We start from the raw sequence: 21,926 nt of genomic DNA, 5'->3' as shown, positions 1-21,926 counted from the left end.
CTGCTCGTGCGATGCGTCTGGTGCCGCTCCGTCCGCGGAGGGCGGGCTCCCGTCCGGACCGCCTGGCACCCGCTGCGCGCCGCCCGCCGGGTAACCCGTTTGCCGCGTGGCCCGCTCGCCCCGGACAATGCGCAACCATGGGACATCTGGAAGCCGCGCACCTGGAGTACTACCTCCCCGACGGGAGGGCGCTGCTCGGCGATGTGTCCTTCCGGGTGGGCGAAGGGGCCGTGGTCGCCCTGGTCGGGCCCAACGGAGCCGGGAAGACGACACTGCTGCGGCTGATCTCCGGCGAACTGAAGCCGCACGGCGGCACCGTCACGGTGAGCGGCGGGCTCGGCGTGATGCGCCAGTTCGTGGGATCCGTACGGGACGAGTCGACCGTACGCGACCTGCTCGTGTCGGTCGCCCAGCCGCGGATCCGGGAGGCCGCCGAGGCCGTCGACCGCGCCGAGCACGCCATCATGACCGTCGACGACGAGGCCGCCCAGATGAGTTACGCACAGGCGCTCTCCGACTGGGCGGAGGTCCAGGGGTACGAGGCCGAGACCCTCTGGGACATCTGCACCACGGCCGCGCTCGGCGTCCCGTACGACAAGGCGCAGTTCCGCGAGGTGCGCACGCTCTCCGGCGGTGAGCAGAAGCGGCTCGTACTGGAGGCGCTGCTGCGCGGGAGCGACGAGGTGCTGCTGCTCGACGAGCCGGACAACTACCTCGACGTCCCCGGCAAGCGCTGGCTGGAGGAGCGGCTGCGGGAGACCCGTAAGACGGTCCTGTTCGTCTCCCACGACCGGGAGTTGCTCGCCCGCTCCGCCGAGAAGATCGTGAGCGTGGAGCCAGGGCCCGCCGGAGCCGACGCCTGGGTGCACGGCGCCGGCTTCGCCACGTACCACGAGGCGCGGCGCGAACGCTTCGCGCGCTTCGAGGAACTGCGGCGGCGCTGGGACGAGAAGCACGCCCAGCTGAAGAAACTGGTGCTCAACCTGCGGCAGGCGGCCTCCATCAGCCATGAGCTGGCCTCCCGCTACCAGGCCGCGCAGACCAGGCTCCGCAAGTTCGAGGAGGCGGGACCGCCGCCGGAGCCGCCGCGCGAGCAGGACATCACGATGCGCCTGCACGGCGGCCGTACCGGCGTACGGGCCGTGACCTGCAAGGGACTCGAACTCACCGGCCTGATGAAACCCTTCGACCTGGAGGTCTTCTACGGCGAGCGCGTCGCCGTGCTCGGCTCGAACGGCTCCGGCAAGTCGCACTTCCTGCGGCTCCTCGCCGGCGGCGACGTCGGGCACACGGGGGAGTGGAAGCTCGGCGCGCGCGTCGTGCCCGGCCACTTCGCGCAGACCCACGCCCACCCCGAGCTGGAAGGGCGTCCCCTGCTCGACATCCTGTGGACCGAGCACTCCCAGGACCGTGGGGCGGCGATGTCGCGGCTGCGGCGGTACGAGCTGACGGCCCAGGCCGAGCAGCGGTTCGACCGGCTCTCGGGTGGCCAGCAGGCCCGCTTCCAGATCCTCCTCCTGGAGCTGGAGGGCTGCACGGCCCTGCTCCTCGACGAGCCCACGGACAACCTCGACCTGGAGTCTGCCGAGGCCCTTCAGGAGGGCCTGGAGGCCTTCCAGGGCACGGTGCTCGCCGTGACGCACGACCGGTGGTTCGCACGTTCGTTCGATCGCTATCTGGTGTTCGGCAGCGACGGTCGTGTGCGGGAGTCGGCGGAGCCGGTGTGGGACGAGCGGCGGGTGGAGCGGGTTCGGTAGCTCTCCGCTGGGTGGGCTGCGGTGTGTTTTGTCGGGTGCGAGTTCGTTGGGGCTGAGCGCGCAGTTCCCCGCGCCCCTTGCAGGGCGCCATGACGCGGGATGTTCGTAGAGTGGAGGGAGACACGACGATCGGGGTAGCGCCATGACCGGAGTCGACCCGAACCTCCTGGACGATCAGCAGCTGATGAAAGAGCTGGAGACGATCCACCGCACCCGCCACGACACGCTGCTGCACGGTTCGAACGACGCGCTGCGCACGCACAACGTCCGGATGGCGGAACTGGAGGGCGAATACCTGCGCAGAAACCCGCGCCGCCCGGTCGACCTGGGCAGGACGCGGGCGGGAGCGCGGGAGAGACAGCCGGACGTGACCAGGTGAGAACTCCTCGGAGTCCCTGAGGGCTCCTGAGGGCTCCCTCCCGAGGGCTCCTGAGGGTTTCGCCCCTGGTCAGTCCTGTCACGCCTGGTGGCCGTCCGGTGTGGCGCGGCTGATTTCCGCGAGGGCCGAATCCGGGTTCTCCGAGATGGCCAGGTCGCCCAGGCTGACCATGCCGACGGCCTGGCCGTTTTCGACGACCGGGAGTCGGCGGACGGCGTGGTCGCGCATCAGTGTGACCGCCGCCGACACCGCGTCGTCGGGGCCGACCACCACCGGGTGGGGCGTGCACACCGACCGGGCGCTCACCGTCAGCGGGTCGACACCGTCCGCGACCGCGCGCAGCGCGATGTCGCGGTCCGTCAGGACGCCGATGAGGTCGTGGTCGCCCGCCACCAGGACATCGCCGATGTCCTGGGCGCGCATGAGCTGGGCGGCTTCGACGAGCGAGGCGTCCGGGCGGACCGCGACGACGCCTGGCGTCATGACTTCCCTCACGAAAACAGCCATGGCTGTGGGCCTTTCCTGCGTTCCCCGGCGAAGGGGTACGGGTACTGCGGCGTGACGTCTGCCGCAGTACCCCTGAGACGGCGCGCCATGCGTCCCACGCGGCCCCTTCGGGCGCCTCCGCCCGCCCCCGGGGAAACCGCGTGTGTTTGCCGGGCATGTCGAGGGGCAGGCGAAGACACAGTGCTTCGGACAGGAGGCACGTCCGTGGGAGCGGTGTCTTTCCCACCACGGGTGTGCCCGTCCGGCTCGGGTGCGCTCCCACGGTTGAACCGTCCAACCAAGGCACCACTCAAGGGAGTTGCACGCACCATGCGAACTCACGTGAGCGCCAGGCACCATCCCCACGACGACGCCCCCGACACCGCGGAGGACTTCCGCAGGCTCGCTTCGCTGCCTGAGGGCCAGCTGCGCGACTCCCTCCGCGACCGGATCATCGAGGTCTGGCTGCCCATGGCGGACCGGCTGGCCGGACGTTTCCGCAACCGTGGCGAGAGCTACGACGACCTGCGCCAGGTCGCGGCCCTCGGCCTGGTCAAGGCCGTCGACCGCTACGACCCCGAGCGCGGCAACGCCTTCGAGAGCTATGCCGTACCGACCGTCACGGGAGAGATCAAGCGTCACTTCCGTGACCACATGTGGACCCTGCACGTGCCGCGCCGGGTCCAGGACCTGCGCAACCGCGTCCGATTCGCCGGCCGGGACCTGGCCCAGACCATCCCGGGCCGACAGCCCACGGTCGCCGAGATCGCCGAGTACGCGCAGATGAGCGAAGACGACGTACGCGCCGGTCTGGAGGCTCTGGAGAGCTTCACGGCGCTCTCGCTCGACGCCGAACTCCCGGGCAGCGAGGACGGATACTCCCTGAGCGATTCGCTCGGCTCGGCGGATCCGGCGCTCGACGTCGTGATCGACCGCGAGGCCGTCAAACCGCGGCTGCGGGCGCTGCCCGAGCGCGAACGGGCCATCCTGTACATGCGGTTCTTCGGCGACATGACGCAGAGCCGGATCGCCGAGCAGCTCGGGATCTCGCAGATGCACGTTTCCCGGCTCATCAGCCGGTGTTGCGATCGCTTGCGGGACCAGGTTCTGCAAGACGTCGCGTAGCCCTGTGGGCGGGCTACCGCCGGCCCAAGTCGGCCAGCGCCAAAGCTATGTGACGGGACATCATGTCCATGGCCTGGGCCTCTGCCATGGAGAAGGCCACGCGGGGACCCGTACGGAAGAGGGTGAGGACGCCCTGGACCGTGCCGTCGGCGGTGAGGGGGACGCAGAGCAGGGACGTGACGTTCGCGCGGACCAGGACGGGAGCGTCCGAGGCGTCGCGGCCGAAGGCCTCCGGGTCCTCCGGGCGTACCTGGAGAGCCGTGGAACCGCCGCGTGCCGCCTCGACGACGAGAGGACACGCGGCAGGGTCCTGCGCCTCAAGGTCCCCGGGCCGTATGTCCTGTTGGTCGTCCGCCGGTCCGAGGGCGGTCGTACGGCGCAGGCGCGCGGCCCCCTCGTCGGCCACCACCCAGTCGGCGAACCGCCCGTGCAGCACCCGGGCCGCCCGTTCCAGCACGGCGGCCCGGGTCTTGGTGGGCTCGCTCAGCAGTGCCGTGGTCATCCCGTCCAGCAGGTCCATCAGCGCCGCGTGCCGGGTCGTCTCGCCCAGGTCCGGTACGGGGCCGGGCCCGCCCTGGGCCGACGGCACCCGCGCCCCGGCGGGCTGGAGCACCACGAGTACGGCCGGCCGCGGCTCGCCACTGGGCCGCAGTGCGGTAAGCGTCGCGTGCACGGGAACGGACGGGCGCTGCTGAAGATGGACCGTGAGACTGCGGTCGCCGTCACCGCGCGCCACCGCCGCGGTCTGCGAGCGGAACGCCGCCCGGTCCGCGTGCGCGAGGAAGCCGGACAGCGGGCGGCCCGTCGCGTAACCCGCCCTGACCCCCGTGAAGTTGGTGCCCGCGAAGTTCAGCCTGCGGACCACCGTCTCGCGGTCGATCAGCGCGACGGGCAGCGGCAGCCGCTGGAAGATCGACTTCAGGAGCTGCTGCTCCTGGCGGTCGGCGGAGGACGTGTTCGTGGTGCCGGTGGCCGTCAGTCGCTCGTACCACGGCCACAACTGACCGGCCACATGGTCGAGTTCGAAGATCGCCGCGTCCAGCACGGTGGTCAGTTCGTCGGGCGGCACGGACCGCGCCGTCTTCAACTCCGCGACACGACGCACGAAATCCGCAAGTTCCTCACCGAATTCTTCCGTCTGCGCCATGCGACGAACGTAGCTCCTCACCAGCGTGCCCGGGGAGGCCGGGGGCGGAACCCCTCCCACTCGTTTTCTCCGCAGGTGAGCGGGAAGGCGGAGAAGAATGAGGAGGCGTGAAGCATGCCGGAAACCGAACGTCTTGGCCCTCGGGGGACGGAATCCCCGGAGTCCGCACTTCCGGGTCGGCGGCTGTCCGAGCTCGCAGAGCAGGCCGTCCGCTGCACCACCGACTGCTGCGGCGCGGGCACCACGGTCTCCGACGGCGGCGCGGAGCGGCCCGCCGCGGTGACCCACCCGGATCTCGCGGCACTCGTCTCGATGCAGCTCAGCTCCGGAGACGGGCCGATCCCCGCCGCACTGGAGCGAGGTGAGCCCGTCGAGTCCGGCGACCTGCTGCGCGAGGAGCGCTGGCCGCGGTACCGGGCCATGGCGCTCCACTCGGGCGTACGCTCCAGCGTCACCATCCCCTTCCGCCGGTCGGGCCTGACGGTCACGCTCAGCCTGTACAGCTTCCGTCCGGGCAGCTTGGGGGACGCCCCGCACGGACCCGCCCGGGCCCTCGGCGACCTCGCCGCGACCTGTCTCGTGCGTGACCGCTCCTACCGCGCCGCGCTCACCGAACTCGACCAGCTCGGCACCGCGCTGCGCACCCGCCCCGTCGTCGACCAGGCGTGCGGCATCGTCATGCACGTACTGGCCTGCGACGCGGACGCGGCCTTCGCGGTCCTGCGCCGCATCTCGCAGGACACCAACCGCAAACTGTCCGAGGTCGCCTCGGCGCTCGTGGAGTCACGGGGCCGCGGACTGGAACAGGAACTGGTCTCCCTGTCGAACTGACGGTGGCTTCACCCGCTCGGGCGTCCGCGTGGCACGAATGGTGTCCGGCCGCGCGCGCCCGGGCGGCGGCCGGGCTCTGATGGGCTGCGGGGCATGTCGGTCGTGCCCCGCCTCTGCCTCCGTCCACGGGCGTGGGGGTCCCCAGCCACCGGCCGAAGGAGCCCGAGCCCATGCCCATGCGCCGTACCGTCCGCGTCCTGTCCGCCACCGCATTCACCGCCGCCGTCCTGGGCACCACCGTGGCGGCCGCCGCCGCGAACTCGACGGCGGAGGTCAGCCCCCGCACGGTGGCCCCCGGCGGCACGGCCACCGTCTCCGTTTCCTGCGAACCGACGGGCGGGGCGGCGCCCGCGACCATCGACGCCACCTCGAAGGCCTTCGAGCACGGCACCGTCCAACTGCACAAGGCCACGGACAAGGAGAACGCCGCGGGCGGCACGGCCTACAGCGGCACCGCCCGCATCGCACCCGCCGCGAACTTCGAGGAGGGCACGCCGGACACGCCGGACACAGTGGTCGGTAGCGACGGCGCGGTCGGCAAGGACGACACCGCGGTTGGCAAGGACGGCGAAACGGTCGGTACGGACGGCGTGGTCGGCAAGGACGGCGAAACGGTCGGTACGGACGGCGTGGTCGGCAAGGACGGCGAAACGGTCGGTACGGACGGCGTGGTCGGCAAGGACGGCGAAACGGTCGGTACGGACGGCGCGGTCGGCAAGGACGACGAAGCCGTCGGCAACGACAGCGCGGCCGGCAAGGACCACGCCGTGGTCGCCGGTGAATCCGAGTGGAGCGTCGACGGGACCTGCCCGACCGCGCCCGGCGGCCAGGGAAAGCAGTGGAGCGCCTCCTTCACGGTGTCCCGCGGGGGTTCCGAAGACGGTTCCCACACTGGTGAGGTCCTGCGCGGGGTGCGCGCGGGCGAGGGCGGCGCCTTCACCGACTCCACCATCGCCCTGGTCACGGGCGGTGTCCTCATCGCGGGCGCGGTCGGCGCAGCCGTCCACCGACTGCGGCGCCGGGAGTCGTCCTCGAACGGCTGAGCCGGCGAGGCGATCCACCGAGTACGCAGAGCCCTGGGTACGCAGAGCCCTGGGTAATCGGAGCACAGGGGCACGACAGGCACCGTGGGCACCACGACGGTCCACGGATCACTGCGCGGAGGCACGCATGCGGCGGACCGATCCGGAGGGCCACGGACCTGTCCGCTACGGCCCACCGCTCCCCGGCCAGGGCCTGCCGGTGCCGCCCGGACTCACCGTCGCCGCGACGGGCGCGCACACCGAACCCACCGGCGGGGGACCCGCGCTCCTGGACGCGGCCCGCGCCTACTGGGCCCGGCGTGGACTGCCCGCCGACCGTGACCGGACGGCCGCGGCGCCCGGCGCCCCTGTACTGCTCCTCGCGCTGACCGCCGCGCTCGGTGGCGACGTCCTGGTGCCGCGCCCCTGCGCGGCCTGGTGGGCGCCGCAGGCACGCCTGCTGGGCAGCTCGGTCTTCCACGTGGGGACACCCGCCGAGTGCGGCGGCGTCCCGGACCCGTACGCCCTCCTGGAGACCGTGCGCCGCGTGCGCGCCGAGGGCGGCGACCCGAGGCTGCTCGTCCTGTCCGTGGCCGACGACCCCACCGCCACCGTCGCGCCGCCCGAGGTGGTTCACGAGACGATCGAGGCTGCCGTGGGCGAGGGGCTGCACCTGGTCAGCGACGAGACCTGGCGCGACACCCTGCACGAACCGCACGACACCGTGCTGCTGAGCCCCGCCGAGATGCTGCCGGAGCACGTCACGGTCCTGACCGACCTCGCCGGACCCTTCCTGCCGCCCGGCTGGCCCGCCGCGATCGCCCGCTTCCCCGCCAACGACACCGGCACCGGGCTGCGCGACCGCGTCCTCGACGTACTGACGGCGCTCGACGCCCGGATCGCGGCTCCGTCCGCCGCGGCAGCCGCCTACGCGCTCGCCGAGCCCGACGACATCACGCACCGCCTCGCCGCGTCGGTACGCCTGCACGCGCGCGTGGCCACCGCCGCGCACCGGATCGTCGTGGACGCGGGCGCCCTCGCCCGGCCCCCGCGCGCGGGCCGCCATCTGTACGTGGACCTCGGCCCGCTGCGCTCCGCGCTCACCGCGCGCGGTGTCGGCGACGCCCAGGAACTGGAGGACTTCCTCACCGACCGCCTCGGCATGCCTACGCCCGGCGGCCACCGCTTCGGCGACGACCTGGGCGCGCTGCGCGTACGCCTGGCCACCGGACCGTTCCTCGGCACAACCCACGAGGAGCGAATGGCGTCTCTCACGTCACCGGAACCTCTGGAATTGGCGCATGTGGAACGTGCGTTGAGTCTGCTGGGGTCGGCCTTCGCCGATCTCCGCGATGACGATGACGCTCGGCGACGGGAGTCCCCTCGATGACGCAGCAGTCCGAGTCGACCACGACCACCACGTCCACGGGCGCCGAAGACCCGGCGCCGTTCTCACCTCTGTCCTCCTCTCTGTCCTCACCCACGTTCGTACCCGGCGCCGGAACCCCTCTCGCCGAACCGCGCCCGCTCGGTGAACGGCGCGTCTGGCCCCGCTCGTTCGCGGACCGGCTGACCGCCCCGCTGCCGGGCCTGCGGGGCTTCGCCCGGTTCGCCCGCGAGGGCGCGCTGCGGCCCGGTCCCGAGGGGCTCGCCGACATTCCCCGACTGCCGTACGAGCCGGGCCCGTTGCCCCGGGTGGACGCGCGCACGGTCGCCGTCTCCTGGGCGGGGCACGCCAGTTGGGTGGTCCGGATCGGCGGTCTCACCGTGCTCACCGACCCGGTGTGGTCCCGCAAGATCCTCGGAACTCCCGCCCGGGTCACACCGGTCGGCGTGGCCTGGAGCGCTCTGCCGCGCATCGACGCGGTCGTCATCAGCCACAACCACTACGACCACCTGGACGCGCCGACACTGCGCCGACTCCCGCGCGACACCCCGGTGTTCGTCCCGGCCGGGCTCGGCCGCTGGTTCCGGCGCCGCCGCTTCTCGCACGTCACCGAGCTGGACTGGTGGGAGGCGGCCGAACTGCATCCGAGGGGCGGCGCCGCAGGCGCCTCGGTTGAGGGTGGTGGCGGGCGACGGGCGGGAGTCCGCCTGGACTTCGTACCGGCCCACCACTGGTCCAAGCGCAGCCTGCACGACACCTGCCGCACCCTGTGGGGCGGTTGGGTGCTGACCGCGGCCGACGGCCGACGCGTCTACTTCGCGGGCGACACGGGATACGGCCACTGGTTCTCCCACATCGGCGCCCGCTACCCCGGCATCGACCTCGCACTCCTCCCCATCGGCGCGTACAACCCACGCTGGTGGCTCAGCGACGTCCACTGCGACCCGGAGGAGGCGGTCCGCGCCACCCAGGACCTGGGCGCCCGCCGCATGGCCCCCATGCACTGGGGCACGTTCGTCCTCTCGGCGGAGCCGGTCCTGGAACCCCTCACGCGAGTACGAACGGCATGGGAGAAGGCGGGCCTGGCGAGGGAAAACCTGTGGGACCTGCCGGTAGGCGCTTCAAAGGTGCTCAACTGAAGCGCCCTTCTCTTTGCGGGCGCGCGGAACGGTCTTTGGGGGCGCGCGGAACGGTTGTACTCAGGGCACGGGCAACCGCCGCTTTTAAGGGGCGCGGGGCTGTATCGACATGCGGCTCCGCCGCGGGGCGCGACCAGCCACAAACCACCCGCAGCCATCAGACGGCAGTCTCACCTTCCCCGCTCACCGCGGAGCGCTGCGCATCCGGCGCCAAACACTGGGCGCCACACTGATCACCAGGGTCAGCACAACCGCCGCCACAACGCCCTCCCACGGCTCCTTGAACAGCGAACCCCCAAGCACCCCGATCAGCTGATACGTCGCCGCCCAGGCCAGACACGCGGGAACATCCCCCCGCGCAAACCGCCGCAACGGCCACTTCGCCATCAGACAAGCCAGCATCACCGGAATCCGCCCCGCCGGCATCAGCCGGGACAGCACCAGCACCGTCACCCCGTGCCCCGCGAGCTTCTCCTGCGCCTGCGCCAGCCGGTCCTCCGGCGCCCGGTCCCGGATCGCGGCCAGCCAACGCGAACCGTTCTTCGAGTCCATGCCCCGGCGCCCGAGCCAGTACAGCGCGACATCCCCCAGGAACGCCGCGAACGCCGCCACCACGAAGACCAGCACCATCGAGAACGGCGCCGTCTGGTGAAAGGCCACCACCGCCGCCGAACTCACCAAGGCACCCGTCGGCACGACGGGCACCAGCGCCCCGATCAGCACCAGCAGGAACAGCGACGGATAGCCGATCGCCTGCTGGGTGGACTCGGGCGGCACGGTCGTGACCGCGGCGGCGAGCACATGTCTCACCGGGCTTCGCCCTCCCGCTCGTCGTCGCCCCGGCCGGCCGGCGCGTCCCCAGGGGATGACGGGTACCCCGCGACCTGGGGCCGCACACTCTGTCCGTGTTCCAGCCGGTGCACCGCCACCGCGGGCGCACGCTCGGCGGCCAGGCGCACGAACTCCTCGCCGGGCGCATGGAATTCATGGGGGCGCACGGCGTCCAGCCCGATTGGCCAGTACGTGCCGTAGTGCACTGGCACCGCGCTCCCCGGCTGCAAGCGGGCCAGCGCCTCGGCGGCCCGCCCGGCGTCCAGGTGCCCCTCGCCGAGGTACGGTCCCCAGCCGCCGACCGGCAGCAGTGCCACGTCGACCGGTCCGACCTCCTTGGCCATCGCCTCGAAGAGGCCCGTGTCCCCGGCGAAGTACGTCCGTGCCTCGCCCTCGATCACATAGCCGAGGGCGGGCGCGCGGTGCGGCCCGACCGGCAGCCGCCGCCCGTCGTGCCGTGCGGGAACGGCCCGTACCTCCAGGTCACCGACGCGCGTCCGGTCGCCGGGCACCACCTCGGTGATCCGCAGATGGCCGAGTCTGCGCAGCGTGGGAACGGCCCGCGCGGCCCCCTTCGGCACCAGCAGCCGGGTGCCCGGGGCGAGCCGCGCCAGCGAGGGGACGTGCAGATGGTCGGCGTGCAGATGGGACACCAGGGCCACATCCGCCACCGCCGCCTCGGGCGCGGGCGGCGCCCCCCGGCGCCTGTGCAGATGCGCGAGCCGGCGCGCGAAGAGCGGGTCCGTGAGCACGCGTGCACCCGAGTCCTCGACGGTGCAAGTGGCGTGACCCCACCAAGTGATCTCCACCGGCACTCCTTTGCCTCCCTCGCGCGACTCCCCCCGAGCCTACGGGCAGGAGTAGGGTCGGCGACGAAACCCGGAGGTGAGGGGGGACGCCATGGGAGACACACGCCGTGCCTCCGGCATGCTTCGCGTGACGACGATCGCGAGTCTGACGCCGTTGGAGGAGCTGGAGGCGGACCCCTTCCTGGTGGACTCGCGCAGCCAGCACGCCATGTGCGCGCGCTGGGCGGCCGAGCGCGGCTACGTCGTCACCCGCGAGCTGCTCGTACGAGGGCTGCGGCCCGACCACTGCGCGCTCTGGGAGGACGTCGAGGCGGGCCTCGTGGACCTGTTCGTGGCGCCCAGCCGCCGGGTCCTGGAGCGGGCGCTCGCCTCCGTCGACGAGTTCACCGCCGAGTGCGCCCGGCGCGGCGTAGGCGTCGAGACGGTCGGCCACGCGGAGCCCGCGTACGACGCCCAGATGAAGGCCCAGGTCCACCGCCGCCTGTCGATGCCGACGGCGGGCTACGACGGCCGCTGACACCTGGCTCCGGCCCCCGACCTCGACCCCGACCCCTGCCCCCACCCCCCTGTCCCGGGCCGTCGTCGTGCCCTTGTGCGCCGCCGAAGTGGATTGCCCTCTTGTGACAGGGTTGGGGCACGGGTCCGTCAGTGGGAGGGCGGGCGTGGACGTGAGGCGGGCGGGACGTGGGCAAGGGACGATGGCGGAGCCTGGTGAGCGCGGTCTGGCGGAGTATCGCCGTGTGGGCCGTGTCCACGGTCACCATGCTCGTGCTCGCCGGGATCCTGCCGGACTTCAGAATCCAGTCCGCCGACGGGGACAGCGCCACCCGTATCGCCATCACGGCCGCACTCGGCGCCGGAGCGTTCGGCGTGCTCTCCGCCGTGGTGTGGCCGCTCCTCGTCAGGGCCATGCTTCTCGTCCCCGCCCTCGTCCTGGGCCTGCTCGTCTTCTTCCTCAACGGCTCGCTCCTGCTCCTCGCGCTGCGCATCATCCCGTCGGGCGAGAGCGAGGCCGCCCCGGAGACCGCCGTGGTGGTCGCCGCGGTGATGTCGGCCGTCGCCTCGGCCACCGGCGGTGCCCTCGCCGTCCGCGACGACGACGCGTACCGGCGCAGGCTGTACCGGCTCTCCGACCGCCGCCGACGGGCCGGCCCATTGCCGGGAGCGGGACCCTCCACCCCCGGCGCGGTCTTCCTCCAGCTCGACGGCGTCGGTCACGACGTACTCCTGGAGGCGGTCCGACGCGGTCTGATGCCCACCGTCGCCGTCTGGCTCGGTGAGGGCCCCGGGACCCGCACCACGCACCGCACCACCCACCGGCTCACCCCCTGGCGCACCGACTGGTCCAGCCAGACCGGCGCCAGCCAGCTGGGCATCCTGCACGGCTCCAACCACGACATCCCCGCCTTCCGCTGGTACGAGAAGGACACCCGGGAGGTCATGGTCTGCAACCGCCCCACCAGCGCCGCCGAACTCCAGCGCCGCGCCGTCGCACGCACCGGCGACGGCGGCCTGCTCACCGTGGACGGCGCCAGCCGGGGCAACCTCTTCAGCGGCGGCGCCGACCAGCTCGCCCTGGTGCTCTCCGTGGCCGCCAGAAGGGGCCGGAAGAACCGCTCCCGGGCCGGCTACTTCGCGTACTTCTGCGACCCCGCAAACGCCGTCCGTACCGCCATGTCCTTCGTCGCGGAGGTCGGCCGCGAGGTCGGCGAGTCCACCCGGGCCCGCCTCAAGAAGCGGCGCCCCCGCGTCGGTCGCGGCGGCCTCTACCCGTTCATCCGCGCCTTCGCGACCGTCATCGAGCGGGACGTCGTCGTCGCCGCGGTGATCGGGGACATGCTCGCCGGGCGCGCCTCGGTCTACGCGGACCTGGTGGCGTACGACGAGGTGGCGCACCACTCGGGCCCGCGCAGCCGCGACACCGAGAAGGTCCTGAACCGCCTGGACCGCTCGCTGGCCCTGATCGCGCAGGTCGCCGAGCACGCCCCGCGCGCGTACCGCATAGTCCTGCTGTCCGACCACGGCCAGAGCCCCGGCGAGACGTTCCGCGCCCGCTACGGACTCGGCCTCGGCGAGCTGGTCCGGGCCGGCTGCGGGCTGCCCGTGCCCCGCAAGGCGCGGCGCACCCACAGCGGCGCCGAGGCCAAGGCCGCCGTGCTGGCCGCGCTGCACAGGCCCGTCGAGGAGGGCCGCGAGGAGTACCGCCCGTCCCGCCGCCACTCGGAGCCGCTCGTGCTGGCCTCCGGCAACCTGGGCCTCGTGTCCTTCCCGGACGTACCGCACCGGATGAGCCGCGAGGAGATCGACGCCCGGCACCCGGCCCTGCTGACCACGCTCGCCAACCACCCCGGCATCGGCTTCGTCCTCGTGCGCAGCGAGGAGCACGGCGGGCTCGTGCTCGGCGCGCACGGCACCGAGATCCCCCTGTCCGAACTGGACGAGAACCCGGGCCCGCTCGCCGATTTCGGCCCGGGCGCCGCCGACGCCGTACGCCGCACGCACGCGTTCCCGCACACCGCGGACATCATGGTCAACTCCTGGTACGACCCCCAGGAGGGCGAGGTCCTCGCGTTCGAGGAGCAGATCGGCTCGCACGGCGGCCTCGGCGGAGCGCAGGGGCGGCCCTTCCTGATGTCGCCCCTCACGCTCTCCGCGCCCGTCGAGAACGCGGAGGACGGAGAGGAGGGAGAGGACGGAGAGGAGGGAGAGGACGGAGAGGAGGGGGAGGTCCTGGTCGGTGCCGAGCAGGTGCACCGCGTACTGCGGCGCTGGCTGCGGGAGTGCGACGGCCCGCAGGTCCCCATCGAGACCGGCCCGCAGCGGCGGGCCGCCTGAGGAAAATGGGCTGCGGTCCTGTGTGCGAACCGCCCACACTGTTCGTATCGGACATCACACACGTCGGACATCACACACGTCGGACATCACACACATCGAACATCGCGCACCGGCGCGCCCCGCTCGATCACAGCCCAGGAGCCACTGCGTGCAGGCAGCCGTCACCGTCACTCCCGCCCGTATACCGGAACTGCTGCTCGGTCTCGCGACCGTGCGGCCGGTCTTCATCTGGGGCGCCCCAGGCATCGGAAAGTCCTCCCTGGTAAGGGAGTTCGCCGAGTCACTGGGACTTGAGTGCGTGAGTCTGCTGGGTACGCAACTGGCGCCGGAGGACCTGATCGGCGTACCGCAGATCCGCGACGGCCGCTCGGTCTTCTGCCCGCCCGAGGCGATCGCCCGCGACGAGCCGTACTGCCTGTTCCTGGACGAGCTGAACGCGGCGACGCCGGACGTCCAGAAGGCGTTCTACTCGCTGATCCTTGAGCGGCGCATCGGCAACTACGAACTGCCGGCGGGCTCGATCGTGATCGGCGCGGGCAACCGTTCGACGGACAACGCGCTCGCGCGCCCGATCGCGTCGGCGCTGGTCAACCGCCTCGCGCATGTGCACCTTGAGGCGTCCCCGAAGGACTGGCTGGTGTGGGCCGGCGCGAACGGCATCCACCCGTGGGTGCTCGACCACCTCGTCGACCGTCCCGACCACCTGTGGTCCAAGCCGCCGAAGACCGAGGAGCCCTTCTCGACGCCCCGCTCCTGGCACATGCTCTCCGACGCGCTGCACTCCTTCGGCCCGACGCTCGACGAGCCGACGCTGAAGGTGATCGCGCACGGCACGCTGACGCCCGCGCACGCGGTCGCCTTCTGCGGCTACGTGAAGATCGTCCGCAGCCGGTTCGGCATCGAGGCCATCCTGAAGGGCGAGGCCCGCTGGCCGAGCGGCCTTGAGGACCGCGACCTCCTCTACTACCTCGCGGAGTCCTTCCGGGGCCGTCTCGTCAAGGAACTCCCCGCCGTCAAGGAACACGCCTCGGCGAACGGCCGCCAGACCGCGTACCGCGCGAAGTCCCTGCTGGTGCAGCTCGCCGAGATCTCCGTCGAGGTCGCCCAGAGCGTCATCGCCTCGGACGAGGACGGCAACCCCGTCCTGCCCGCGTGGTTCCTGGTGGAGGCGGCCCGCGACATGCCCCGCCTGGTGGAGGCACGACGGTGAGCACTCCGCGCGGGACGGCGAGTACCCCGCGCGAGGCCGGAAGCACTTCGCGCCAGGCCGGGAGCACTTCGCGCCAGGCCAGGAGCACCTCGCGCGAGCAGGCGGCTGTCGCCGGGCCCGGCGAGGCGGCGACGGCCGGTCGGTCCGGCCCGGCGCGACCCTCGCCCTGCCGCCTCACGTTGGTGTCCGCCGCGTCCGCCGGCCGGGAGGGGATTGCGCGATGAGCCGTACGCGTCATCAGGGGCAGCCCGAGAAGAAGGACCTGGCCGCGGAGGCGTTCGCCGAGGGGATGCGGATGGTGCGGGCCAACCGCGCGCTGGCCGCGATCGGGTTCAGCACCTGCCGCCAGGAGGACTGCGAGCAGTCGCCGCGCGACGGACTCGTCCGCGTCGACTCCGACGGCGTGCTGCACGTCCACCCCAAGAGTTGGGCCGCCCCCGTCGAGTGGGCCTGGGCAGTCGCGCACGGCGCCCTGCACCTCGGCTTCGGCCACGTCACGGCGGCGACCGGCGCGCGTGTCCAGCCCGACCGGTTCGACCTCGCCGCCCGCTGCGTCGTCGTCAACCGCTTCCTGCTCGGCTTCCCGATCGGCCAGACCCCCGCGGACCTGCCGATGACGTACCCCGACGGCGACGAGGAGCGGCTCGCCGCGCGCTGGCGCCGCGACGGCATCCCGGCCGCGTACGAGCGCTGCGGCACGGCGGGCGGCGAGCCGGACCAGATGCTGGTGCCGTGGGACAGCTGGCTCGGCGGCCGGCCGCCGGACTGGCAGCTCGCCTTCGCGCACGAGCTGACCCGCACGGTGTCCGTCGCGCTGGACATGGCGGGCGGCCGCCGGGACTCGATGCGCGGCGGTCGCACCCCGCTTCAGCCCTGGGAGCGGGCGCTGAGCTGGTTCGTCTCCTCCTACCCCCTCCTCGGCGGCATCGCGGCGGGCATCACGATCGTCGCGGACGCCGAACTCGCCCGCGCGCACGACATCTCCGTCGCCGCGGTCGACGCGGGGGCGGCCGAGATCTACGTCAACCCGCTGCGCCAACTCGACGACGAGGAATGGCGGTTCGTCCTCGCCCACGAGATGCTGCACGCCGCGCTGCGCCACGGCGACCGCTGCGGCGCCCGCGACCCGTACCTCTTCAACGTCGCCTGCGACTACGTCATCAACGCCTGGCTGGTCGAGATGCAGGTCGGCACGATGCCCGAAGGGCTGCTGTACGACCAGGAGTTGAAGGACCTCTCCGCCGAGGAGGTCTACGACCGGATCGCCACCGACCTGCGCCGCATGCGACGGCTCGCCACCCTGCGCGGCAAGGGCGTCGGCGACATCCTCGGCGGCCCGCTCGGCTCGCCGCGCGACTACGTGGACCTCGACGAGTTCTACCGCCGCGGCCTCGGCCAGGGCCTCGACCTGCACCAGCAGCAGAGCCGCGGCTTCCTGCCCGGCGGACTGGTGGAGGAGATCCGCGCGCTCAACCACCCGCCCCTGCCCTGGGACGCCCAACTCGCCCGCTGGTTCGACGAGTTCGTACCCCGCCCCGAGCCGGTACGGACGTACGCGCGCCCCGCCCGCCGCCAGGCGGCCACGCCTGACATCCCGCGCGCCGGACGCTACTTCCCGCCCGAGGAGATCGCCCGCTGCACCTTCGGTGTCGTCCTGGACACGTCCGGCTCCATGGACCGCACCCTCCTGGGCAAGGCCCTGGGCGCGATCGCCTCGTACGCCGAGGCCCGGGACGTACCGGCCGCCCGGGTCGTCTTCTGCGACGCGGCCCCGCACGACGCGGGCTTCCTCCCCGTCACGGAGATCGCGGGCCGGGTACGCGTCCACGGTCGCGGCGGCACCATCCTCCAGCCCGGCATCGACCTGCTGCACCGCGCCGAGGACTTCCCGCCGAGCGCCCCGGTCCTGGTCATCACGGACGGCTGGTGCGATGTCCTGCGGGTCCGGCGCGAGCACGCCTACCTGATCCCGCAGGGCTCATCGCTGCCGTTCACCGCGCGGGGGCCGGTCTTCCGCGTGCGGTGACACCGTGTCAGTGGCCAGGCCCGTTTCAGTAGCGGGGCCAGAAACCCGACCGGACCCTGCCGAAGTCGTTCATCGCCGTCGTCGCGGAGGCGAAGCCGGAGCCGTGGGAAATGTCGCTGAAGGAGACCGCGGAGCCCAGGGTTCCGGCGAGCGTGATCAGCTTCCGCAAGGTGACCTGGTCGTCGCGGAACTCCTTGGCGGGGACGCTGCTGTGGGCGGCCTTCAGGATCTTGATGTGGTGCGTGAGCCGGTTCGTCGCCGCGTCCCTGTCACGGTCGTACAGGTCGTCCAGCGCGTAGAAGGTGACCTCGCTGGTCCAGAGGCCGACCGCGTGCACGGTGACGGTCTCCTCGGCGAGCGTGTGCGCCGCGGACAGGTCGATCTCGTGCCGTCGGCTCTCGCGGGCCACGGTGTCGACGTACTGCACGGTGGCCGTGCCCAGCCCCGACAGCTCACGGCCCGGTGGCACCCGGACCTCCAGGACGACCCAGTACGTCTCCTCGAAGGCGAGGTCGGGCGCGAAGATCCGGATGCCCTTCTCCTCGGTGACGATGTCGGGCAGCGGCTCGGCTCCGTAGTCCTCGCGGGCCTGTTCACCGGCCTGTCGTGCCTCGCGGAGTACCGCGGCGCGTGCGCGGGGGTCGGTGACCAGGTCGTGTCCGTACAGGTGCCGGATCTCCACCGCGGGGTCGATGTCGAGTTTGAGCTGGATGTCGATGGCGGCCAGGTGGTCGCGCCTGCTCAGGTCACCGAGCAGGTCCGCGGTGACCTGCCCCGGGTGGGTCACGAAGGCCGCATGTCCACCGGCCAGTCCCGCGAGCGCCGCCAGTTCCGGCATCCGGGCGTCGGAGCCGAAACCGAAACAGGACAGGGTGAGGTCGCCGCGCAGCTTGGCCGCGATGTTCGTACGGATCGTGATCCAGTCCCGTTCGCCGGAGGTCGGGTCGCCGTCCGAGAAGAGATAGAGGCAGTTGACCGTGCGGCCGTCCACGGAGTTCCGGCCGATCTCGTCGATTCCGAACTGCACACCCCGATTGATGTCGGTCCCGCCCTCGGCGGTGAGTCCGTCCACGACGTCCGCGAACTGGCTGGGGGACAGGTCTTTCTTGGCGACGGCCGACAGGACGGTGCGCACACCGTGGTTGAAGGTGATGATGCCCAGGCAGTCGGCGGGGCGCAGTTCGCCGTGGATGGCCCGCAGGGCGGCTCTGACACTGTCGAGCTTCTCGCCCTCCATGGAGATGCTGACGTCCACCACGAAGACGAAGTTCACGGGGAGCGGCTCGGCGGTGGCGGAGTCCACCGGGTGGGCGTCGCCCGCCTTGAGGGTGATCTCCACGAAGTGGGTCGTGGCTTCGTTCGCCTTGAACTCGCCCTGTACGGCGGCGAGTCCGTGGCTCACGGCGATGGCCTCACCGGCGCCGGGACCGGGCACCTGGTCGGTCCGTGCCGCCACGAAGTCGTCGAACCTGATCTGTTCCTGGCCGACGATGACGCCCTGCTCGATGAGGTCCTTCACACCGAGTGCGGAGCGGGTGCCGAAGGCGTTGTTGCGCCGGATGAAGAGGCCGTCGTGGGGGAGGGGCTGGGTGGTGTCGCGGGGAGGGCGGAGGGGGCCGCCCGGGGTCGCGTGGAAGCTCAGGGAGCCGATGGATCCTGCCTGGATCACGTTGCCGGGGAAGGTGCCGTTGCTGATCCGGTTCCCGGTTTTGCGCAGCTCGCGGGCGTCCGTACCGGTGGCTTTTCTGCCGCGGCCCGCCGCGGCAGAGCCCACGATGCCCCGGCCCACGGCGCCCCCGCCAAGGGAGGCCCGCGGTGGCGCGCCCGGCAATGTCGAGGCCGGCGGTGGCGGGCTCGACAATTCCGAGCCCGCCTCTGGCATGCTCAGCCCCAGGGTTTCCCCGATCCGGAACCCTTCCGGATGGCGCAGCGCAGCCAGTCCCTCGCCTCCAGGTGCCTCGGTGGCAGCCCGTCCGGGACCCCAGAACCCCGGGCGCCCCGAGTGGATCGTCCGGCCCTGTCCGAGCCACCGCCACAACAGGCCGTCCGGGGTGTCCGGGTCCGGGGCCGTGATGTCGGGGTGAACCACGATGTAGAACGGGGGCCTGGACCAACGGGGGTTCCCGGTGGTGGCCAGGCCGGCCGCGTCCCAGGTGGCGTGGTCGCCGGTGAGTACGCCCAGGACGTCCAGACCGCGTGCCGCCGCGAAGGCGCGGCAGTCCGCCTCACGCCGCCGGTCGCGGCGGGAACGGCGCAGCCCGGATGTGGCCCGACCCATCAAGTCGACCACCAGGAAGGCCGGAAGGGAGCCGGACGACGGTGGGCGGGGCCGCTCCCCGCCGTCGGCGGGCACGCTCCCGGCGTCGCAGCGGCGCAGCACCGCCCCGGTGCGCAGGAGATTCCACAGAGCCGCGTCGGCTTCCGGGCGAGGCACCGGCGGCTCCTCACCGGGGTGGACCATGAGCGCCGCGTCCGGGTGCTCCACGAGCAACGCGTCCGCTTCACTCTCCGTGCGCGCGGTCCTCGTCAGGAGCCGCAGGCGAAACGCGGCCGCCCGGTGTCGTGCCTCGGCCTCCAGCCGGGCCACCGTCTCATCCGTCGCGTCGTCTCCGACGGACGGCGATCCGAGGTAGAGGATGGTCAGTTGACCGGATCCCCGCACGTTCTCGTCATTGGGCATGTGCGCTCCCCGCGGCACGGATGGTGAAGGTGAGCAGACAGCGGCCGCCGCGTACGGTCCTGTCAAGTCCCATGATTCCCAGAGGACTTGGCAGAAGTCGAATGCGGCCGCGACTCCAGAGTGTCGGGTGGGATTCACCGGGCCTTCGGCATGCCGCAGTCCCGTCTGGTGGGTGTCCGGGCCGTGGGTGTGATCGGATGGGGTTCACGGAACCCCGGCAACGGGACCCCATGCGAAAGGATTCATCGTGGCTACCACGCGCTCCGCACACACCGTCTGGGAAGGCAACCTGCTCGAGGGCAATGGAGTCGTCTCCTTCGACTCCTCCGGCAGCATCGAGCAGCAGCCCGTGACTTGGGCGTCGCGTGCCCAGGACGCGAACGGCAAGACCAGCCCCGAGGAGCTGATCGCGGCCGCTCACTCCAGCTGCTTCTCCATGGCGTTCTCGCACGCCCTGGCCGGGGCCGGTACCCCGCCCACCAAGCTCACCACCTCGGCCGATGTCACGTTCCAGCCGGGCGAGGGCATCACGGGCATCCACCTCACGGTGGAGGGTACGGTCCCGGGCATCGACGAAGAGGCCTTCGTCGCTGCCGCCGAGGACGCCAAGAAGAACTGCCCGGTCAGCCAGGCCCTGACCGGCACGACGATCACGCTGACGGCGAAGCTCGCCTGACCTGCGCTTTCTGTCCCTGATCGGGACATCTGACGCAACTCGGAGAGGTTGCTGGGCAAGCTGCTTCACCCACAGGAGCTTGCCCGGCGGCCGGACCGGGACCCGGCCGTGAGCACGACGTCTTGTGTTCGGCCGCCCGTCACCCGGGCTCCCTAATGTGCGGGCCATGAAGAGACTTTCGATCACGGTCAGCGTTGTCGCGCTGACCGTCGGACTCGCGTCGCCCGCCGTGGCCGACCGCGACTCCAAGGACTACGGTCAGGCCACCACGGCCTTCGGCCAGGCCAAGCTGACCGGTTTCGCCTCGCTTCCGGCCGAGACGTTCGTCCCGAACAGCGAGCCGTCCGGCTCGGCCATCGGAGCGGGCCCGTTCAACGGCATCACCGGCCCGTTCGCCGACCAGCCCGTCCAGGGCTTCAGCGGCGCCATCAACCGCCACGACGGCAGCTACGACGTGCTGTCCGACAACGGCTACGGCGGCAAGGCCAACAGCGCCGACTTCCTGCTGCGTGTGCACCGCGTCCAGCCGGACACGAAGACCGGCAAGGTCACGGTCCTGGGCGGCTTCAACCTCAGCGACCCGTACCACAAGGTGCCGTTCCCGCTCACCCGGGCCGACCGGGTGCTGACCGGCGCCGACTTCGACGTCGAGTCGATCGTGCGGGCGTACGACGGCTCGTACTGGCTGGGCGACGAGTTCGGCCCCTTCCTGCTGCACTTCTCGTCGAAGGGCAAGCTTCTCGAAGCCCCCATCTCGCTCGACGGAGTGCAGGCGCCGGAGAACCCGTACCTGAACGGCGCCCAGCCCACCATCGGTGGCAGCAAGGGCTTCGAGGGCATGGTCCGGTCGGTCGACGGCCGTCGGCTCTACCCGCTCCTCGAAGGTACGGTCAACGGTGACACCCCCGGCGACCTGCGCTTCAGCGAGTTCGACCTGAAGAGCCGCGACTACACCGGGAAGCGTTTCACCTACCGCCTGGAGTCGCCCTCCAACGCCATCGGTGACGCCATCGCCGTCGACAGGACCCGCTTCCTGGTCATCGAGCGCGACGGCGGCCAGGGTGCCGACGCCAAGTTCAAGCGGATCTACCTCGCGGACACGCGTGACCGCGACGGCGACGGGGCCATGGACAAGACCCTCGTGGCCGACCTGATGAACATCGCGAACCCGAAGGGCCTCGGCGGCTTCGGCGAGACCTTCACCTTCCCGTTCACCACGATCGAGGACGTGGTTCTCCTCGACAACCGGACGCTGGCCGTCCTGAACGACAACAACTTCCCGTTCTCCTCCGGCCGTACGCCGGGCAAGGCGGACAACAACGAGTTCATCACCATCCGGCTCTCGCAGAGCCTGAAGGCGGACAAGCGCGCCCTTCGTTAGGGGCGCGGCCCCGCCGCCGATGCCGCGGCCCGAACTGCTTCGGGCCGCGGCATCGTCATGTCCGGGATCGGCGTGTGGGTCGGCGTTCGGGGTTGTCGTCCGGGATCGGCGTCCGGGGTTGTCGTCCGGGATCGGCGTCCGGGATCGTCCGGTTCCGTCCCGGGGCGCCCGCCCCATTGACAGGAAGGCACTCAAGTTTTGTGAT

17 protein-coding genes and 1 pseudogene are annotated in these 21,926 nt (G+C 71.9%); 13 read left to right on the top strand and 5 right to left on the bottom strand.

Annotated elements, in window-relative coordinates:
* Positions 1-137: 137 nt before the first annotated feature.
* The gene (locus tag OHA11_RS07315; protein ID WP_266493170.1) at positions 138-1,757 is read left to right on the top strand and encodes an ABC-F family ATP-binding cassette domain-containing protein; all 1,620 of its coding nucleotides are present in this window, start codon (positions 138-140) and stop codon (positions 1,755-1,757) included.
* A gap of 142 nt (positions 1,758-1,899) precedes the next feature.
* A complete protein-coding gene (locus OHA11_RS07310) occupies positions 1,900-2,136 on the top strand; it encodes a DUF6158 family protein (RefSeq protein ID WP_266493169.1) in 237 nt (78 codons plus the stop codon).
* A gap of 78 nt (positions 2,137-2,214) precedes the next feature.
* Here the strand turns inward: OHA11_RS07310 and OHA11_RS07305 are convergent, their stop codons facing one another.
* Positions 2,215-2,643 carry a CBS domain-containing protein gene (locus OHA11_RS07305; protein WP_266493168.1) on the bottom strand — a complete coding sequence of 143 codons (429 nt, stop codon included), beginning with the start codon at positions 2,641-2,643 and terminating at the stop codon, positions 2,215-2,217.
* 309 nt (positions 2,644-2,952) lie between these two features.
* Between OHA11_RS07305 and OHA11_RS07300 the strand changes: the two genes are divergently transcribed.
* Complete coding sequence (locus OHA11_RS07300) at positions 2,953-3,747, top strand: RNA polymerase sigma factor SigF (RefSeq protein ID WP_266493166.1); 795 nt, start codon at positions 2,953-2,955, stop codon at positions 3,745-3,747.
* 13 nt (positions 3,748-3,760) lie between these two features.
* On the opposite strand, the gene OHA11_RS07295 is transcribed toward OHA11_RS07300, so the two are convergent.
* The gene (locus tag OHA11_RS07295) at positions 3,761-4,894 is read right to left on the bottom strand and encodes a GAF domain-containing protein (protein ID WP_266493164.1); all 1,134 of its coding nucleotides are present in this window, start codon (positions 4,892-4,894) and stop codon (positions 3,761-3,763) included.
* A gap of 114 nt (positions 4,895-5,008) precedes the next feature.
* Between OHA11_RS07295 and OHA11_RS07290 the strand changes: the two genes are divergently transcribed.
* The 4 genes from OHA11_RS07290 to OHA11_RS07275 all read left to right on the top strand — a co-directional run bounded on the left by OHA11_RS07290 (position 5,009) and on the right by OHA11_RS07275 (position 9,273).
* The gene (locus OHA11_RS07290) at positions 5,009-5,725 is read left to right on the top strand and encodes an ANTAR domain-containing response regulator (RefSeq protein WP_266493163.1); all 717 of its coding nucleotides are present in this window, start codon (positions 5,009-5,011) and stop codon (positions 5,723-5,725) included.
* Positions 5,726-5,895: 170 nt separating this feature from the next.
* The gene (locus OHA11_RS07285; RefSeq protein WP_266493161.1) at positions 5,896-6,768 is read left to right on the top strand and encodes a hypothetical protein; all 873 of its coding nucleotides are present in this window, start codon (positions 5,896-5,898) and stop codon (positions 6,766-6,768) included.
* Between the two features lie 127 nt (positions 6,769-6,895).
* Entirely contained in the window at positions 6,896-8,137 is a 1,242-nt protein-coding gene (locus tag OHA11_RS07280; protein ID WP_266493159.1) for an aminotransferase class I/II-fold pyridoxal phosphate-dependent enzyme, read from the top strand.
* On the top strand, positions 8,134-9,273 hold the full coding sequence (locus tag OHA11_RS07275; protein ID WP_266493157.1) for an MBL fold metallo-hydrolase: 1,140 nt from the start codon (positions 8,134-8,136) through the stop codon (positions 9,271-9,273). Before OHA11_RS07280 ends, OHA11_RS07275 begins: the two co-directional genes overlap by 4 nt.
* Positions 9,274-9,456: 183 nt before the next feature.
* On the opposite strand, the gene OHA11_RS07270 is transcribed toward OHA11_RS07275, so the two are convergent.
* On the bottom strand, positions 9,457-10,074 hold the full coding sequence (locus tag OHA11_RS07270) for a DedA family protein (protein ID WP_266493155.1): 618 nt from the start codon (positions 10,072-10,074) through the stop codon (positions 9,457-9,459).
* 77 nt (positions 10,075-10,151) lie between these two features.
* Positions 10,152-10,919: pseudogene (locus OHA11_RS07265) on the bottom strand (MBL fold metallo-hydrolase); the annotation flags it as partial.
* 85 nt (positions 10,920-11,004) lie between these two features.
* Here OHA11_RS07265 and OHA11_RS07260 point away from each other — a divergent pair.
* The 4 genes from OHA11_RS07260 (at position 11,005) to OHA11_RS07245 (ending at position 16,984) form a co-directional block, all read left to right on the top strand.
* The gene (locus OHA11_RS07260) at positions 11,005-11,430 is read left to right on the top strand and encodes a hypothetical protein (protein WP_266493153.1); all 426 of its coding nucleotides are present in this window, start codon (positions 11,005-11,007) and stop codon (positions 11,428-11,430) included.
* A 167-nt stretch (positions 11,431-11,597) separates the two neighbouring features.
* Entirely contained in the window at positions 11,598-13,748 is a 2,151-nt protein-coding gene (locus tag OHA11_RS07255; RefSeq protein WP_266493151.1) for a phage holin family protein, read from the top strand.
* Between the two features lie 148 nt (positions 13,749-13,896).
* On the top strand, positions 13,897-14,958 hold the full coding sequence (locus OHA11_RS07250) for an ATP-binding protein (RefSeq protein ID WP_266493149.1): 1,062 nt from the start codon (positions 13,897-13,899) through the stop codon (positions 14,956-14,958).
* Positions 14,959-15,178: 220 nt separating this feature from the next.
* Positions 15,179-16,984 (top strand): hypothetical protein, encoded by a 1,806-nt coding sequence (locus tag OHA11_RS07245; RefSeq protein ID WP_266493147.1) that lies wholly within the window; start codon positions 15,179-15,181, stop codon positions 16,982-16,984.
* 25 nt (positions 16,985-17,009) lie between these two features.
* On the opposite strand, the gene OHA11_RS07240 is transcribed toward OHA11_RS07245, so the two are convergent.
* Positions 17,010-19,664: a VWA domain-containing protein gene (locus OHA11_RS07240; protein ID WP_266493146.1), complete on the bottom strand. Its 2,655-nt coding sequence runs from the start codon at positions 19,662-19,664 to the stop codon at positions 17,010-17,012.
* Positions 19,665-19,911: 247 nt separating this feature from the next.
* On the opposite strand from OHA11_RS07240, the gene OHA11_RS07235 reads away from it, so the two are divergent.
* Both OHA11_RS07235 and OHA11_RS07230 read left to right on the top strand, forming a co-directional pair.
* Positions 19,912-20,340 carry an OsmC family protein gene (locus OHA11_RS07235; RefSeq protein ID WP_266493144.1) on the top strand — a complete coding sequence of 143 codons (429 nt, stop codon included), beginning with the start codon at positions 19,912-19,914 and terminating at the stop codon, positions 20,338-20,340.
* A gap of 166 nt (positions 20,341-20,506) precedes the next feature.
* The gene (locus tag OHA11_RS07230) at positions 20,507-21,721 is read left to right on the top strand and encodes an esterase-like activity of phytase family protein (RefSeq protein WP_266493141.1); all 1,215 of its coding nucleotides are present in this window, start codon (positions 20,507-20,509) and stop codon (positions 21,719-21,721) included.
* The last annotated feature ends 205 nt before the right edge of the window (positions 21,722-21,926 follow it).

Source organism: Streptomyces sp. NBC_00878 (assembly GCF_026341515.1).
Lineage (GTDB): Bacteria > Actinomycetota > Actinomycetes > Streptomycetales > Streptomycetaceae > Streptomyces.
This window is presented reverse-complemented; position numbering and strand designations above follow the sequence as displayed.

Excerpts from the sequence above, each read along its gene's own strand:
- OHA11_RS07295 (WP_266493164.1), bottom strand. The coding sequence starts at position 4,894 with ATGGCGCAGACGGAAGAATTCGGTGAGGAACTTGCGGATTTCGTGCGT.
- OHA11_RS07280 (WP_266493159.1), top strand. The coding sequence starts at position 6,896 with ATGCGGCGGACCGATCCGGAGGGCCACGGACCTGTCCGCTACGGCCCA.
- OHA11_RS07245 (WP_266493147.1), top strand. The coding sequence starts at position 15,179 with ATGAGCCGTACGCGTCATCAGGGGCAGCCCGAGAAGAAGGACCTGGCC.
- OHA11_RS07230 (WP_266493141.1), top strand. The coding sequence starts at position 20,507 with ATGAAGAGACTTTCGATCACGGTCAGCGTTGTCGCGCTGACCGTCGGA.
- OHA11_RS07260 (WP_266493153.1), top strand. The coding sequence starts at position 11,005 with ATGGGAGACACACGCCGTGCCTCCGGCATGCTTCGCGTGACGACGATC.
- OHA11_RS07305 (WP_266493168.1), bottom strand. The coding sequence starts at position 2,643 with ATGGCTGTTTTCGTGAGGGAAGTCATGACGCCAGGCGTCGTCGCGGTC.
- OHA11_RS07290 (WP_266493163.1), top strand. The coding sequence starts at position 5,009 with ATGCCGGAAACCGAACGTCTTGGCCCTCGGGGGACGGAATCCCCGGAG.
- OHA11_RS07275 (WP_266493157.1), top strand. The coding sequence starts at position 8,134 with ATGACGCAGCAGTCCGAGTCGACCACGACCACCACGTCCACGGGCGCC.
- OHA11_RS07310 (WP_266493169.1), top strand. The coding sequence starts at position 1,900 with ATGACCGGAGTCGACCCGAACCTCCTGGACGATCAGCAGCTGATGAAA.
- OHA11_RS07240 (WP_266493146.1), bottom strand. The coding sequence starts at position 19,664 with ATGCCCAATGACGAGAACGTGCGGGGATCCGGTCAACTGACCATCCTC.
- OHA11_RS07315 (WP_266493170.1), top strand. The coding sequence starts at position 138 with ATGGGACATCTGGAAGCCGCGCACCTGGAGTACTACCTCCCCGACGGG.
- OHA11_RS07285 (WP_266493161.1), top strand. The coding sequence starts at position 5,896 with ATGCCCATGCGCCGTACCGTCCGCGTCCTGTCCGCCACCGCATTCACC.
- OHA11_RS07300 (WP_266493166.1), top strand. The coding sequence starts at position 2,953 with ATGCGAACTCACGTGAGCGCCAGGCACCATCCCCACGACGACGCCCCC.